Source organism: Flavobacterium sp. FlaQc-52 (assembly GCF_044007495.1).
Classification (GTDB): Bacteria; Bacteroidota; Bacteroidia; order Flavobacteriales; family Flavobacteriaceae; genus Flavobacterium; species Flavobacterium cupriresistens.
The window spans coordinates 247351-263559 of the sequence record NZ_JBIPCV010000007.1 but is presented as its reverse complement, the minus strand read 5'-3'; the positions used below and the strand labels follow the sequence as shown (position 1 = coordinate 263559).

At 35.4% G+C, this 16209-nt stretch carries 11 protein-coding genes; 1 reads left to right on the top strand and 10 read right to left on the bottom strand.

The features are described from left to right. Window positions 1–267 precede the first annotated feature (267 nt). The 8 genes from ACHRV5_RS14090 to truA form a co-directional block, all read right to left on the bottom strand. The gene (locus tag ACHRV5_RS14090; protein ID WP_047773783.1) at window positions 268–852 is read right to left on the bottom strand and encodes an NUMOD4 domain-containing protein; all 585 of its coding nucleotides are present in this window, start codon (window positions 850–852) and stop codon (window positions 268–270) included. A gap of 204 nt (window positions 853–1056) precedes the next feature. After that, window positions 1057–1821 carry a LytR/AlgR family response regulator transcription factor gene (locus ACHRV5_RS14085; RefSeq protein ID WP_395427190.1) on the bottom strand — a complete coding sequence of 255 codons (765 nt, stop codon included), beginning with the start codon at window positions 1819–1821 and terminating at the stop codon, window positions 1057–1059. A 239-nt stretch (window positions 1822–2060) separates the two neighbouring features. Further along, on the bottom strand, window positions 2061–3380 hold the full coding sequence (locus tag ACHRV5_RS14080; RefSeq protein ID WP_395427189.1) for a RagB/SusD family nutrient uptake outer membrane protein: 1320 nt from the start codon (window positions 3378–3380) through the stop codon (window positions 2061–2063). A 12-nt stretch (window positions 3381–3392) separates the two neighbouring features. Further along, window positions 3393–6734, bottom strand: coding sequence for a SusC/RagA family TonB-linked outer membrane protein (locus ACHRV5_RS14075; RefSeq protein ID WP_230002586.1), 3342 nt, complete (start codon window positions 6732–6734; stop codon window positions 3393–3395). A gap of 18 nt (window positions 6735–6752) precedes the next feature. After that, window positions 6753–9353 carry a zinc-dependent metalloprotease gene (locus tag ACHRV5_RS14070; RefSeq protein ID WP_395427188.1) on the bottom strand — a complete coding sequence of 867 codons (2601 nt, stop codon included), beginning with the start codon at window positions 9351–9353 and terminating at the stop codon, window positions 6753–6755. An 86-nt stretch (window positions 9354–9439) separates the two neighbouring features. Further along, on the bottom strand, window positions 9440–11011 hold the full coding sequence (locus ACHRV5_RS14065; protein WP_395427187.1) for a histidine kinase: 1572 nt from the start codon (window positions 11009–11011) through the stop codon (window positions 9440–9442). 33 nt (window positions 11012–11044) lie between these two features. Continuing rightward, window positions 11045–12799: an ABC transporter ATP-binding protein gene (locus tag ACHRV5_RS14060; RefSeq protein WP_395427186.1), complete on the bottom strand. Its 1755-nt coding sequence runs from the start codon at window positions 12797–12799 to the stop codon at window positions 11045–11047. Window positions 12800–12862: 63 nt separating this feature from the next. Then, on the bottom strand, window positions 12863–13603 hold the full coding sequence (gene truA, locus ACHRV5_RS14055) for a tRNA pseudouridine(38-40) synthase TruA (protein WP_395427185.1): 741 nt from the start codon (window positions 13601–13603) through the stop codon (window positions 12863–12865). 322 nt (window positions 13604–13925) lie between these two features. Between truA and ACHRV5_RS14050 the strand changes: the two genes are divergently transcribed. Next, a complete protein-coding gene (locus ACHRV5_RS14050) occupies window positions 13926–14420 on the top strand; it encodes a metallophosphoesterase family protein (RefSeq protein ID WP_395427184.1) in 495 nt (164 codons plus the stop codon). Window positions 14421–14427: 7 nt separating this feature from the next. Here the strand turns inward: ACHRV5_RS14050 and ACHRV5_RS14045 are convergent, their stop codons facing one another. Next, on the bottom strand, window positions 14428–15144 hold the full coding sequence (locus ACHRV5_RS14045) for a sensor histidine kinase (RefSeq protein ID WP_395427183.1): 717 nt from the start codon (window positions 15142–15144) through the stop codon (window positions 14428–14430). A 202-nt stretch (window positions 15145–15346) separates the two neighbouring features. Continuing rightward, window positions 15347–16009, bottom strand: a complete 663-nt coding sequence (locus ACHRV5_RS14040; protein WP_395427182.1) for a response regulator — start codon at window positions 16007–16009, stop codon at window positions 15347–15349. Between the last annotated feature and the right edge of the window lie 200 nt (window positions 16010–16209).

Sequence of the window (16209 nt, the reverse complement as noted above, 5' to 3'; positions counted from 1 at the left end):
GTGATTGCGAATTTAAGGATTTATTTTAAAAAAAGGACTATAAAGGTAAAATGTGAATTGTGATTTGTGAAATGGTTGACGTGAAATGGGAATCTTAATGAAGGGGAGTTGTGTACAGTATAGTATCAGATGTTGAGTGGTACCGTTTGTCAAGCAGAGCGGAGTCGAAGCTCTTTTGTGGTTATAAGCTCTTCGACTCCGCTCAGCCTGACAGTTGGGGGTGTCACATTTTTATATTTTACATTTCACACTAAACAGATAGAAAAGTTAGACCTTGATATGTCCCCAGTTCTCGCCGCTGGCGATTCTTCTGATTTGCATTTCGCTTACACCAAATTGTTTGGCGATCATTTTCAGACGTGTTTTTTGCTCAGGTCTGGCCAGAATTTTTTTGATTAACATGACTTTCGTAGTGGTCAATTTTCTTCCATCGGCTTTTAAGTTGTGCTCGATGAGATTCTTTTTGGCCTGAATTACTCGTGGGCTTTTACGACTGTGTGCCATCATTTCGGGTTTTGTCGCCCAACATAAATTGTTGCTGTCGTCGTTGCTTCTGTTGTAGTCTAAGTGTAAAACATAGGTTTGCTCTTCTGATTCTTTTGGAATGAAATAATGCGCAACCAGTTTATACAAAAACAGGTATTTGTTGATAATTTTGTCGTCTTTTTTGACTTTAAATCTAAAAGTAGGGTAGCCGTCACTCAGGCCCCCTTTTAAGAGACGACCATTTTCCATTTCGTCTATAAAGCTGATTAATCGGCCTCTGTTCGAAATGGCATATCTAAGTTGTAATGAGGCGTTTATTTCTATTTCTTTGAATTCTTCGTTTGGATAAAATCTTATTTGTGGCATTTTCTTTTTCATTTGAATTTTGTGTCTCAAATATAAATAATAAAGAAAAGTGAAAAGCTACTTTGCTGGTTATGAGGATCAGTTTTATGATTCCTATAACGCTAATTTAACTTTTTTAAGAAGTTTTTTGGGATTTGGAACTTGCCTTAGAGGTGCCGGATTTTAAATTACATTTTTTTTCTTAGAAAAACGGTTTGCAGTGTTTTATTGATCAAGCCAGTTTTTAAAGTTATTGATTTCTTTTTTGCTGATAATTATAGGATCAGTTTCTAAGGGAGAAGTCGTAAGTTTCAATTCTATTTTTTGATTAGAATGTTTGATGACTTCTTTTATAATGTTTCTGTTCACGATGTATTTGCGGTTAACTTTAAAGAAAATCACCGGATCCAGATTGTGAATAATATCGGTAAGTGTATTGTTGTACAAATAACTATTCCCTGAATTTGCATAAATAAAAAGATGTTTACCGGAGGCTACAAAATAGGTGACATCATTTTCGTTGATCGAAATAAGTTTATAACCGTGATTGACTAAAAAGTGGCGCTGTACTTTACTGGTTTCAGGATTTTCGATAGCAACAAGGGATTGTAGGGTAGCATCGCTATTGAAAGTGTTTTTTATTTTTTTGAACTTCTCGAGTGCTTCCAATAAATCCTGCTCTTCAAAAGGTTTCAGAAGATAGTCGATTGTGAAATGTTTGAAGACGGTTATCGCATAAGAATCGTAGGCGGTAACAAAAATAACAGGGCAGGCGATCGTGGTTTTTTCGAAAATCTCAAGACTTTTTCCGTCGCCGAGATGAATGTCCATAAAGGCCAGGTCGATAGGATTTCCGGTAAAAAAAAGAACGGCTTCTTTTACGGATTTTAGAATAGTGATTTCCGTTATCTGTAAAATATTTTGCTGCTCTAAAATAGATTTCAGAAAACTCGATGCAAGATACTCATCTTCAACAATGGCAATTTTCATCTTCTTTTGAATGTAAGGTTAATGATGCTTCTGTATCAAAGAAGCTGGTATTTGGCTCTGCAAATATATTAGTTACGCTTAATAATTAATAAAATTGGATTGTTTTTTTATAGAAATTTTTAAGTGATTCTGTTTTATTGTCAGGAAGATATAAATTGATAAGGATATTTTTATTTCTTCCGTTTTGAGCAAAAAAAAGTCCAGCTTTGAAACTGGACTTTTTAGAAAACAAATAGGTATTATAGATTGGGATTGTTTAATCTCGCGTTTGCCGGAAAAAGAATGGTATAACGCGGATCGTTTTGTATTAGAGTGTGAGTTTCACCATGCAAAGTGTGAACGATTTGTTTTTGAGAGGTTCTTCTCAAATCAAACCAACGTTGTCCTTCTACAGCAAACTCACGTTGTCTTTCTTGTAAAATTAAAGTGTTTAAATCTGTTGCATTCATTGTATTGATAGCACTTTGAAGCTGAGTGTATCCAGCCGCAGTATATCTGTTTTTGATAAAGCTTAATACAATTGTTCTGGCATCGGCAAGTTTGTCTAATTTTAATAAGGTCTCTGCTTTTGTCAAATACAATTCAGAGGTTCTGAAAGTACATTTTTGGTCGATATTGGCTCCTTTTTGAATTTTGAATTTACTTCCGCTTGCTACAAACAAAAGAGGGAAACGTAAATCTGCTGTTCTGTTGTAGGCTGTCAGTAAGTCTGTCGAAGCATAAGTAGCACGTTGAAGACCGGTCATATATCCTTCTTCTAAAGCTAATATAGATTCTTTTGAATCGTATTTATTTGGAAGGACGGGAGTTGCTTTTAAGTCAACAAGATTGTTATTAATTACCAAGGCTTTATTAGCAGCATCCAAAGATCTTTGCCATTGTTGCATGTACAAATAAAGACGGCTTTCGAAAGCATATAAAGCAACTTTAGAAAAACGGTAATTAATACCTTTTGCCTGAGTGTCTTTGTTAATTAATTGCCCTGCTTTATCAGTATCAGAAATAATTTGATTGTAAATTACTTCAACACTTTGAGGTATGTAAACCTGCTCTAAGTCAATTTCAAGCGCCAATGGAACTCCTTTGTCTGATGCAGCAGTTGCAGGATTGTAAGGTTTTCCGAAAAGGTTAATCAAATCAAAATATGCCATTGCTCTTAAAGCATAAGCTTCTCCTATTAATTGATTTTTTTCGGGAGAATTATCTAGCTTAGAGGATGCATCATTAATGACTACATTGGTGTAAAAAATAGTAGTATATAAATCCTGATAATGAAAAGTTTGTGTAAAACGATCCGGGTTAGCATCGTTCCAGTTATAAATGTCTTTGTAGAGATTAATTTCATCTCCAAATTCATCCATAATTAATTCGTCAGTACGAACTGCAGTTAATGATTTGTGCTGTGGGTAAGTGTTGTATCCTCTGGTCAGAAGGGCACGATATTGATCTAATGTTTCCGGAATAACTCGGCCCATAGGGGTAACATCGAGATAATTATCACAGCTTGTTATTGCAAGTACTGCAACAAAAAGGGCTATATATTTTGAGAATTTTTTCATCTTTAAATTTTATTAGAAAGTTACATTACATCCTAAAGTGAATGATTTAGGAACAGGTTGCGCATAAATATTTCCGAAGGTTTCCGGGTCAAAGTAACCTTTGTAATCAGAACTGATTACGAATAAGTTTCTTGCTTCAACATTAAGTCTGATACTTTGAATGTTTATGTAATCTGTAAATGTCTTTGGGAATGTATATCCTAAACGAACACTGCTTAATCTCATATAACTCATTTCACTGGTCCATGTGTCTAAGTAGTTCATTGTAGGTATTGGATTCCTTGTCGAAAAATATTGGTAAGCCATCCATGAATCTCCTGTACCTGATGTCTTGCTCGTAATTCCAGGTAAGTTAGAAGAGGTATTTGTCGGTGACCATGCATCTAAGATATCTCTGCTGTAATTTTGTCCTCTGTCAACTTGTGTTCCGTTGTATGGAGGAGTTCTTGTAACAGTCTGTTTGATATTAAAAGAAGCAGCGATGGCAAGATCAAAATTATTTACTCTAAAGGTATTTGTTAAACCTCCTGTAAACTTAGGATCTCTGTCTCCTAAATAAACAAATAAGTCTCTAAATTCAGTCGGTGTTAACTTTGAGTCAGCAAATTCTCCAGGAAAGAAATCTCCCCAAACGTCATATAAACCAAAGAAAGTTTGAGCATTTACAGTTTCTCCTTTTTTGTTTACAAATAACGGATAACCGTTTTCGTCGATACCGTTTGTTTTAAAGCCAAATACAGCATTTACAGCGTAACCTTCCTGATTTGGTAAGAAACTATTGTCTCTTACAGCCAGACGATCTACGTTACTTTTGTTGTGAGAGAAGTTAATACTTGTATTCCAAGAAAAGTTTGGACGGTCGATATTTCTTGTAGATAAAGTAATCTCGAAACCTTTATTACTTACTTGTGCCCAGTTCATGTTAGTGAACTCAAAACCATTTTCTAATGGAAGTGCTTTCAGACCAATTAAGTCTGTACTTTTTCTTCCATAGACATCAGTTACAATGCTGATACGGTTGTTAAATAAACCAAGGTCCATACCGAAGTTGGTATTTTCTGTTTTTTCCCAACGCAATTTATCATTTGGAGGACTGGTAACATTAATAGTAGGTTCTGCTTGTCCTGGAAGGATAATGGCCGTACTGTTTGTACCTACTACATAAGGAGAAGTGTTTTTGTCAATATTTCCTTGTAAACCATATGAAGCACGAAGTCTTAAGTTAGAAATCGTTAGATTATCTTTTAAGAAATCTTCTTCAGATACTGCCCATGAAGCAGAAGTTGACCAAAGAGGTAAATATTTGTATTTTGGATCTACACCAAACAAATCAGAACCATCATATCTAACACTTCCAAAGAAGCTGTATTTTCTGTTGTAGGTATAAGCAGCCGTTGCAAAGAATGATGCAAAAGCATTCTCGTTTTTAGATTTAGCGTAGGTTCTGTAATCTGATTCTTTAGCCAGACCAGCATTTGGGAAAACAATTTGCTGTGTAGTTAAATTGTTCTCATCAAAACCAAAACCTTTAGTAGCGATCGTTGTGTTGTAATTTCTTCTTAATTCATTACCAACCATTGCTTCAACTTCATGTTTTCCTCCTAAAGTTTTAGCGTAACTCACCATTGTTTTCAGGTTGTACTGAAAAAAGTCTGAGTTGGTGTTTTGGATAACACCACCAACCGGAAGAAAATAAAGTTGATTACCACCACTGAAGTAGCTCGTTTTTTCTTTTAAGTTTCTTGTATAATAAGTGTCTTTACCGGCGAATTTCTCACTAGCGGTATTGTCTAATTGTAAACCTAATTGACTTGTTACTTTTAAACTTTTGGTAAGTTTGTATTCAGCATCAAATAAGGCTTTTAAGGCTCTTGCTTTTAATTCGTAAGAAGTGTTTTCTCTTTCTTCTATGAAATTAAAAGGTACTCGACGATCTGAATATCCTGCAATATCCTGATCGTATTTGTAGCTTCCATCAGCATTGTATGGAGTTAAGTACGGGTTTACGTTTCTGGAGTACGTTGACGGACTTGTAAAAGCGTAAGAATCTGTTAAGTAAGAGGTAGTTATGTTTTGAGAACCAAAAATACTAACACCCACTTTGAATTTGTCTGTTATTTGGTAATTGTTTTTTAAGGTTACGTTATAACGCTTGAAACCAGTTCCAATAGTAGTTCCTTTTTCATCATAATAACCTAGCGAGAAGTAGTAATCAGATTTTTCTCCACCACCGGATAAACTTAAACCGTGCTGCGTATTGATAGCAGTTTGGTATAATAAATTACCCCAGTTTGTATTGTTGCCTCTTAAACTGTTGATCGATTGTTGTGTGTTTGGACTCAAAGAAGAGAATCCACCGGCTCTGAAAGCATCTAATTCATTCGATCCGTTAAGGATACGAGCTATATCACCACCGGTGTCTCTATACGTTAAATCTGAGCGTCCTGCCATATAAAGTTCTAAATCTACTTTCTCAGAAGAATTCATCAAATTCAATTTAGAAAATTCAGGTCTTTGTGTAATAAAAGTATTGGTATTAAAACTTACCACCATTTTACCGGCTTTACCTTTTTTAGTAGTTACTACAATTACACCATTTGCAGCACGTGCTCCATAAATAGCTGTTGCAGCAGCATCTTTTAATATGGTAATATCTTTAATATCGTCAGGGTTTAAACCTGCAATAGAATAGTTGTTTAAAACATCAATATTGTCTTTGTCAAAGTTTTTAGGAATATCATTTCCTTCTAATGGTAAACCATCAAGTACCCATAATGGATCTTGTGCACCACTTAAAGAGGCAGTACCCCTGATTCTGATTTTTGCAGGTGCTCCCGGTGCTCCCGATGGTGTGCTAACAGCAACTCCGGCAATTTGTCCAACTAATAACTGGTCAATACTCGAAACCCCTGTTTGCTGGATCGCAGACATGTCGATTTTTGTAATGGCTGAAGTAAGCTTTCTTTTCTCAATTTTTTGGTATCCTGTTACCACAACTTCTTGAAGTTTTGCAGTCTCAGATTTTAAACTAATTGTGTAATCTTTTTGAGATGGTGATAATTCTAAAGTATAAGAAGTATATCCCATAAAAGTAACTCTCAGGGCAGTAACATTTTTGGCTATTCTTAATTGAAATTTACCATCAAAATCAGAAGTAGTTCCAATTGTTGAAGTTTGAATGATTCCCGCCATAGAAGTTTTGTTGGAAATCGAGTTGTTTTCGACGAAAATAGAAACTCCTGGAATTGGAGATTTATCATTTTCATCGAGTATAATTCCCGTAATGGTTCGGGTTTCCTGCGAGTATCCTGCGATGGCCAGGAGTAGCAGTAAGGCATGTAAAATTTTTTTCATGTTTTCGGGGGTTATTTATTAAAAGGTTGTGTTACTTAATGCTTTTTCAATTCTTTGTATCAAATCGCTATAATGATTTTGTGTCGATTGATCTCCGGTATTCTTTTTACTTTTTATAAGTTGAAGTACTTTTGCAAGCTCTCCTTTTTTATCAGAAGTGACTTCTGTAACTCTTTTTAAGGATGATTGGTTAATGTTACGGGACATTTTTTCCTCCTGTAGTGAAGTACATAAATGTGGCATGCTTAAGGTTTGTAGTACCTCTATTGTTTTTTTAGGTTCTGTTTTTTCAAATAATTTGTTTGTTGAAACAATCAGCACATCTACATAGTTTTTTTGCGTCATACGTTCCAGAATCGATAATGATTTGTTTAAGATCGTTGGTGCAAAAACCTGTTGGTGTATTTTTCTGAATAACTCATTTACCGTAAAAACTTTTTCTTTGGCTTCGTTACGCTGATACAATTCGTTTTCAGTAATTCTTAGTAAACGGTCATCGCTAAACAAATCGTACATAATGCCATATTGCAACTCTCTTGATAAGGTATACGGCGTATATTCGTAAGGTCCTAAAGGAGAATCTTTCAATGGATTTGTTTTATCTAATATTGGATTGAAAAACAACCATTGTGGAATCGTAAGTACATTTTTAACCAAATAATCTGCTGCTCTTTTTTGCATCAAAGCAGGAACTGGAATATAACTTTGTTTGTTATCACCATGTACCGTTACATTTAGATAAACACCACCAATATTGTTTAATACATGACGGTTGTACATTTGCCATTGACCAATAGTTCCGATATATAATTTGGCAGTTTCATAATATGACTGATCTTTATCGTAAGTCCAGTTTAAAATATTATCAACCACACGTTTTAAGTTCTTGATACCATATTCGCTGGCTTTAACAGCGTCGTTTCCTAAATCTTCAGATTGAGAGCGAGGATCAATTAAATTTCCTCCATCTTGTTGCTCACCATAAAAATAGATCGGATCGTTTTGGTGTAAAGCGATTAAAGCATTCTGTTTTAACTTTTCGTTCTCGTTGGCAGCGTACCATCTGTATCCCCATTCGATAGCATATTTATCATACTCACCGATTTTTGGAGTGATAGCGGTAACATTATCTTCCGGCTGTGCTACGTAATTGTAACGGGCATAGTCCATAATAGAAGGAGCAGTTCCACCCATTTTTGCAGTGAATTCTTTCGAACGTAACGACTCAACATCATACGCAAAAGAAGAACCCATATTGTGTTTTAGTCCAAAAGTGTGACCTACTTCGTGAGAAGACACAAATCGAATGGCTTCTCCCATATGCTCATCACTAAAAGTATTTCCTCTTGCTTTGGGATCAATTGGTCCGGTTTGTATGCGCATCCAGCTTTGCAAAGAAGTCATTACATTGTGCCACCAGATAATATCGGCTTCAATTATTTCACCACTTCTCGGGTCAACAACTGATGGTCCCATCGCGTTTGATTTTTGCGAAGCAGCATACGTAATAACTGAATAGCGTACATCATCTGCATCAAAATCCAAATCGTCAGCTGTTGGCTCTTTGGCAATAATGGCATTTTTAAATCCGGCTTTTTCAAAAGCAATTTGCCAGTCATGCACTCCGTCAATAATATATTTTCTCCATTGTTTTGGAGTAGAAGGATCGATGTAATAAACGATTGGTTTTTGTGGCTCAACCAATTCGCCTTTTAGATAACGCCCTTCGTCTTCTTTTTTAGGCTCTAATTTCCAGCGGGTAATTAGTTCTTTTTCCAACAATGCCTGTTGAGCATCGGCAAAATACCAGTGTTTTTCTGAGAAGTATCCAATACGCTCATCAGAAAAACGTGGTTTCATCGGTACTTTATCCAACAAAACAATATTACTGGTTACGCCAAGCGTTACAGATAATGCAGGGCCACCTTCACTAACAGAAGTAGTTAGCTGCGATTTTACCACCACATTTTTAGGAAATGATTTTAAGTTTTCGATATAAGACAAGTCTGATTTTACAGAACCTCCAAAGCTGATATTGCTCAGAACATCGTTAAAACTTTTCTGTTTACCATCAAAGATTTTATTGACTTTAATGACAACCGAAGTCGAATCATTGTTTTTGGTTTCAATGTCAAAAACTTCGATAATTGATTCAGAAAAATTGTCTTTTACCGAAGCTGTTATGACATCTTCTTTTGGAGAAGTGACTTTAGGAACGTATGACTTTACCCATACCTTCTTTGCAATTGTATCTTTATAAAAACGAATTACTTTATTTTCGTAATTCATTCCTTTGTTTAATCCGGCGTCATTTACTTCAAAAGGAACCTGAGATAATTTGTTTACGACTAGAAATTCTCTTTCAAATAAACTATCCTGGATTTCAAAATAAACATCAGTCTTAACTTGAATGATATTGAATAGTCCCTTTTTTACAGTTCCCTTTTTTACAAGGTCATTGTATTTTTTTCCTTTTTTAGAAGAAGTTGTGTCTTTTGCTGTTTCGGTAGTGTTTTCTTTTTTCTTATTCTTTTGTGAATAAGCAGAAATCGGGCCTAATAAAAATAAAACTAATACACAGATTACTTTTAAATCAAACAGGAGTGCCTTTTCCCTCATTTTGGTGTTAATTTTAGGTTAATTTTTGCTCGAAAATATTTGTTTTTCTAACAAAAAAAAAGGGAAAGGGAGTGAATGGCTTGTTTTTAGGAGTGAATGTCGATTAAAGGCAAAATACATACGAAATTATCCTCTTTTTCTGAGGCTTCAAAATCACTTTTAGCATAGTGATTGTAAATACTCTGGAGGTAATTTAATCCAAACTGAGTACTAGGTTCTACATGTTGTTTTTTCTGCAGATTGTTGGTAATAATAACTTTATCTGCCTTAATAACGATTTTGGTGCGCAACGGAATTTCGTCTGTAGCCATGTTGTGCTTGATGGCATTTTCAACCACAATCTGAAGTGCTAAATAGGGAAGGCTTTTTGTTAAAGCAGCTTCATCTTCCACTTCTATAGAAAATAACAACTCTTCCTTAAAACGGGTTTGTTGCAGGAATATATATTTTTCGATAAATAATAGCTCCTCCTTTAATAGAACTATATTTTTTTCAGGCGGGTCAATTAAGTAACGATAAATACGAGACAGATTTAAGGTGAATTTCTGTGCCGTTTTTACATCGCTGCCAATTAACATATAAAGTGAGTTGAGCGAATTGAATAAAAAATGTGGATTTATCTGCTCCTTCAATTGTTGGAGTTGAATAAGGGCCTTCTCTTTTATTATTTTTTCATTTTCAACCAACAAGGTATTCTTTTCCTTGATTACGATTTCTTTTTCTTTATAAGCCCTTCTGTTGGCATAAGTAAAGAGATAGAAAATAAAAAGAAGCATTATCGTAGTAATCGAATAGATAGAAGTTGCGTATTTTTTTATAGAAGTAACATCTTCATCAATAACATCTTTTGGAAAACTCACACAGATAAACCATTTAGCGCCTTTTATATCCATTTTTTTAGTAAAACGAATGACATCCAGTTTTAAGTATTCGGAAAGAGTAGTACGTTTTACATAATCGCTTTTTTTAGTAAAAATGGTATCAGAGGACTGAATCGAAGCAATATCATACACATTTTTGCCTATGAAAGAAGTTTCGGGATGATAAATACATTTCCCTTTTTCGTCAAATATAAAAGCGTAATTAGACGTCGTGACATCTATGATCGAAAAATAATCATGCAATAACCTTAAGTTCACGTCGTAGCCATAACGAACAATGGTTCCGTCAGGACTAATTGATTTGAAATAAATTCTCCAGGCCCAGTCTCTTCCCTGCGGAACAATGGTGTTTATATGTTGCGCAGCTTTATTGGTGGCCGTAAAATCACGAATATCCTTTTTTAAAGCTGCAGAGGTCGTATCATTCTCAAAGTGAATTTGACCGTCATTAATCTGAAACCAATTATTGGCAACCAACGAATCTGTTGCCTGAATTGAACTCAATATTTCAAGATTCGATAACAGATTTTTTGAGCTGCTGATTTTTAGAAGATGTTTAATCTGCATTTCATGTTCCAGAAGCTTCGAAAATTCCATCGTCATGATTTCCTGTTTTTTAACAAAATTCCGACTGGCACTTAATTCATTCGTTTTGTTGGTAAGATCTGTAATCAGGTTACTAATAAAGTACACCGAAATGACGGTAACTAAAATAGAGATCGTGCCGTAAATTAAAAACGCTCGTCTGGAGGTGGTATTGCTAAAACTGAATTTCAAAGAAAATATATAATTTGTGTATTAATGAAAAAATTAATTTGCGACGGCAAATTGCGAATCGTACAGGTTTTTGTAATACCCATCTGTTTTACTAAGCAGTTCCTGATGTGTTCCTTCTTCAACAATCAGTCCTTTATCCATTACTACAATTTTGTCCGCATTTACAATAGTCGCCAATCGGTGCGCAATGATAATTGAGGTTCTTCCTTTTGTAATGGTTTCTGTGGCACGCTGAATCAGTTCTTCAGAATACGTATCAATCGACGAAGTGGCTTCATCTAAAATCAAGATACTGGGATTGCTGACATACGAACGTAGAAAAGCGATTAATTGTCGTTGCCCCGACGAAAGCATAACGCCACGCTCTTTAACATCAAAATCGTAATTGTCAGGCAGGCTCATAATAAAATCGTGAACGCCAATTTTTTTGGCCGCATCTAAAACCTGCTCCCGCGTAATTTCTGGATTGTGTAAGGTGATGTTGTTGTAAATCGTATCGGCAAATAAAAACACATCTTGTAAAACCACGGCAATTTGTTTTCGTAAGGAAGCCAAAGTGTAGTTTTCAATATTGTGTCCGTCAATACAAATCGTTCCGCTGTTAATTTCGTAAAAACGATTCAGAAGATTGATAATAGTTGATTTTCCTGCTCCGGTCGATCCTACAATCGCAACAGTTTGCCCAGAAGCAACCGATAAATCAATTCCTTTTATAACTTCTTCTTCCGGGATATAACTAAAACGGACTTCTTTAAATTCAATGCTTCCATTGAAAATAGGAGCCTCAAGTGTTCCGGTATCCTGAATATGATCTTGTGTATCTATAATGTCAAAAACACGATTGGCAGCAATCATTCCTAATTGCATCTCGTTAAATTTATCCGCGATCTGGCGCAATGGGTTAAACAACATTCCGATAAACATGGTGTACGAAAATAAATCCCCAAAAGTGGTAAAATGATCTCCGTTTAAAATTCGGAATCCACCATAAACCACAACCAATCCTAAAGTAATCGAGGAGATAATATCGGCAATCGGAAAGAAGATCGAGTTATATAATATGGTTTTGATCCAGGCAACTTTGTGTTTGTTGTTGATTTCTTTGAAATTTTCGGCTTCGATTCTCTCGCGGTTAAAGAGCTGTACAATCTTCATTCCTGTAACACGTTCCTGCACAAACGAGTTCATGTTGGCAATCTGCGTACGAACTTCTTCAAAAGCCACCTGCATTTTGCGCTGGAAGATTCTGGTGATGTATACAAGAATTGGCATGGCAACCACTACAATCCAGGTTAATTTCCAGTTCATGTAAAACATAAAAATCAATACCACGATCATTTTCATCATATCACTGATGATCATAAACAATCCCTGACTGAAAATACGGGCGATAGATTCAATATCCGATACAGATCTGGTTACCAATTGTCCCACCGGTACCAAATCAAAATATTTCATTCTGAAACTCAGTATATGTTTAAAGAGTTTGGTTCGAATGTCTTTTACAATATCCTGTCCGAGCCAGTTGGCCCAGTAAACAAAATAAAACTGAGAGAAAACTTCCATCAGTAAAACCACTCCCATTAATACGATATACATTAATAAACCATATTGGTCGTGAGTCTTGATATAGCCGTCGACCGTTTGTTTTAATAAGTAGGGACGCAGTGCTGCAAAAACAGACAACGAAACAGCAAATATAATAACGCCATAGTAGCGCCATTTGTAAGGTTTGGTATATTTTAGAATTCGTTTGAATAAACGGGTATCAAATGCTTTTGCTTTCATTTTATTTTGGAGCTAATTACTTCGCTTGTTTCCTGTTCTTATTTCAGTTTTTTAACTTGAGGATTATTTTTTGATATAATCGTACGTTATATCGGTTAAGTACAATCCGTGTGCGGGAACTGAAAACCCGGCCTTTTCTCTGCTTTTGCTGGCGATAATGTTTTCAAAATCATGCAGCGAAATTTTATGTAAACCAATATTGATTAAAGTACCTACAATGGAGCGAACCATATTTCTTAAAAAGCGATTCGCAGAAATCGTAAAAACCAATTTGTCATTTTCATTTTTCCAATACGCCTCAAAAATCGTGCAATCAAAGGTGTTTACATCAGTATTCACTTTCGAAAAACATTGAAAATCGGTATGGTTCAGTAAAATTTTTGCCGCTTCATTCATCAAAGCTACATCTAAATTTTGATTAAAGTACCAGCTCAATTCTTCCAAAAATGGATTTTTAACAGTGTTGATGCGATATTCGTACGTTCTTTTGGTGGCATCAAAACGACAGTGTGCTTCATCGTGAACCAAAATCAGGTTAAAAACGGCAATGCTTTTAGGTAAATACGAATTGAGTTTATGAACCAGAGTCGGTATGTCAATTGGAGTTTCAAAATCAAAATGAGCATACATTTCCTGAGCATGAACACCGCTATCCGTGCGTCCGGCTCCCATAACATTTATGGTCGAATTTAGCAAAACAGAAAGTGCTTTGTTTAAAGTCTCCTGTACAGAAGAGGCGTTTGGCTGAATTTGCCAGCCGTGATAAGGTGTTCCGTTATAGGCGAATTGAATAAAATATCTCAAAGTAAAGGTTCATAGGTTTTGAGGGACAAAGGTACAAAGGTTTTTTTTAAAAGTGGTACAGGTTCATTTCTTACACATTCACAAATCGTAGAGACGCACTGCTGTGCGTCTCAACAATGCGGTGATGAATAAGGTAGAGACGCACGTAGAGACGCACAGCAGTGCGTCTCTACCATTATTAAAAATTAGAACGAATCAAAGACGCAATGCAATGGTGATTAAAGACGCTATGCGATAACGATTAAAGACGCACAGCTGTGCGTCTCTACGGAAAAACCTTTGTACCTTTGCACCTCTGAACCTTCTTTTACCTTAATAAAAATTGAAAAAAATCCTCCTTCTTTCCGATACGCACAGTCACATTGATGACGTTATTTTAAAATATGTAGCACAGGCTGATGAAGTTTGGCATGCCGGAGATATTGGAGATCTGAATGTTACCGATACGATAAAAAAGCTGAAACCGTTGCGCTGTGTTTATGGAAACATAGACGATGCTAAGGCAAGATTGGAATTTCCGCTGCACAATCGTTTTATGTGTGAAAATGTTTCCATTTGGATTACGCATATTGGAGGTTATCCAGGAAAATACAATCCAAGTATCAGAGAAGAAATGACATTAAATCCGCCGAAGTTGTTTATTTGCGGGCATTCTCATATTCTGAAAGTGATGTTTGATAAAAAGAACAATTTGCTGCACATGAATCCCGGTGCTGCGGGAAAAAGTGGCTTTCACCAAATGCGAACGATGCTGCGATTTGTAATTGATGATGATAAGATAAAAGATTTGGAGATTGTAGAAATCGGTAAAAAATAAAGGGTTACTAAATTGGAACTTCTATTTTTACCGTAGTGCCTGTAACTTCATTTTTTTTAGAAGTAATATTGAAATTTCCTTTCAGTTTTTTAATTCGCGCTCTGATTCGGTTAAGGCCAAAACCTTCCGTTTCGTTTAGCTTTCCAATGGTAAACCCTTTTCCGTTATCCTGAATAGTGATTATGAGTCGATCGTTTTTTTCGTGCAGAGCGATTTCAGCTTTTGATGCTTCGCTATGTTTTATAATATTGTTAAGTAGTTCTGATACAATAAAATAAATATTCATTTCGAATTTTTCAATGTACCTTTTTTTGGTTGGAATTGAACTTGAAAACTGAAAATGAAGGTTTGAATTCGAGTTTTTCTCGCATAAGTCTTCCAAAGCATACAGTAGACCAAAACGAACTAAAAGCACAGGGATTAATTCATGAGAAATATCGCGTAGACGATCGTGAACTTCTTCCAGAATCGCTTTGGCCTTAGTGATTTCGTCTGATTGAATGTTGTTTTGAGCTGTAAATGTATTGAGATGCAAACCGACAGAAGAAAGCAAGGAATTGATGTCATCATGTAGAAAGGAAGCTATTTTTTTTCGTCCGATTTCCTGACTGTCAATAGCGGCGTTGATTATGTTAAGCTGTATTTTTTGCTTGATGTCTTTTTGTTTGTTTTTTCGTTTTAGCTGGTTGTTTTGGTAGTAGAAATAGAATAAAATCAATACCATGATCACCAGAATAAACACTAAACTGACTGTATTTTTATTGACGGCCGGATGAGATTGAAGTGGAGGACTCTTTGTGATTTTTCCAGTAATTATAGTCTTCTTCAGGGGTCTATTGTGCTGACTGGTAGTAGTGTTTGAACTAAAAGTCCAAAAGAGGAAAAAGAGTAGCAGTATCCTGAAAATTGACATATAAGTAATGCAATTAGGGTTTTATTAAATTGTTTTTTAAAGCATATTTTACAAGGCCGATCACGTTTTTCATCTTTAACTTTTTCATGATGTTTTTTCGATGCGTTTCAACGGTATTGAGACTTATAAAAAGTTCTTCGCTTATTTCTTTCCCACTGTATTCCAATGAGATCAGAGTGATGATTTCCAGTTCTCTGGGGCTTAGTATTTGGTTTTCTTCAAAAGAGTTTTTGTTCAATTTTGGATTGTTCCGGGTAAAGCTGGTAAAGATTTTTTCTCTTACGTGATCATCAAAATATTCCTGATCAGTGTTGACGACTTTAATGGCTTCAATAATATTTTCTCCGGCACTTTTTTTTGTGAGATAGCCTTTTGCGCCCAGTTTCATTACTTCTTTTACGATTTTTAAATCGTCGTAACTGGAAAGAATAATGACTTTACAAGGGAAACTTTTTCGGCTGAATTCCTTTAATACTTCAATTCCATCCATATTTGGCATGCTGATATCCAGTAATAAAATAGCAGCATTGTTTTTTATAACGTCTTCATATATAGTAGTTCCGTCTAGTGAGCTGCCTACCACTTCAAAGTCATGGACAGTATGTAATAAATTGCTTAGACCGTCTATGAGTACCTGATGATCATCGGCAAGATGTATTCTTATTTTTTGTGTCATTGGTGCTTTTTGAATCAGGGAAACTCAAATTTATGAAAAATAACTTACAATGAGCATTTTCTTGGGTATTTTGGCAGGGCAGGTGGGACAGACTGAAACTGGATCAAGACATATTGTTGTGGAGGGACAAATATCTTGTAGTTCCGTAATTTCGAATCAAGTTAAAAAATTGTGGAATAATTTTTAGAAATTTCTTTTGT

Coding starts and splice junctions, on each gene's coding strand:
- ACHRV5_RS14090 (WP_047773783.1), bottom strand. CDS start 852: ATGCCACAAATAAGATTTTATCCAAACGAAGAATTCAAAGAAATAGAA.
- ACHRV5_RS14085 (WP_395427190.1), bottom strand. CDS start 1,821: ATGAAAATTGCCATTGTTGAAGATGAGTATCTTGCATCGAGTTTTCTG.
- ACHRV5_RS14080 (WP_395427189.1), bottom strand. CDS start 3,380: ATGAAAAAATTCTCAAAATATATAGCCCTTTTTGTTGCAGTACTTGCA.
- ACHRV5_RS14075 (WP_230002586.1), bottom strand. CDS start 6,734: ATGAAAAAAATTTTACATGCCTTACTGCTACTCCTGGCCATCGCAGGA.
- ACHRV5_RS14070 (WP_395427188.1), bottom strand. CDS start 9,353: ATGAGGGAAAAGGCACTCCTGTTTGATTTAAAAGTAATCTGTGTATTA.
- ACHRV5_RS14060 (WP_395427186.1), bottom strand. CDS start 12,799: ATGAAAGCAAAAGCATTTGATACCCGTTTATTCAAACGAATTCTAAAA.
- ACHRV5_RS14045 (WP_395427183.1), bottom strand. CDS start 15,144: ATGGTATTGATTTTATTCTATTTCTACTACCAAAACAACCAGCTAAAA.
- ACHRV5_RS14040 (WP_395427182.1), bottom strand. CDS start 16,009: ATGACACAAAAAATAAGAATACATCTTGCCGATGATCATCAGGTACTC.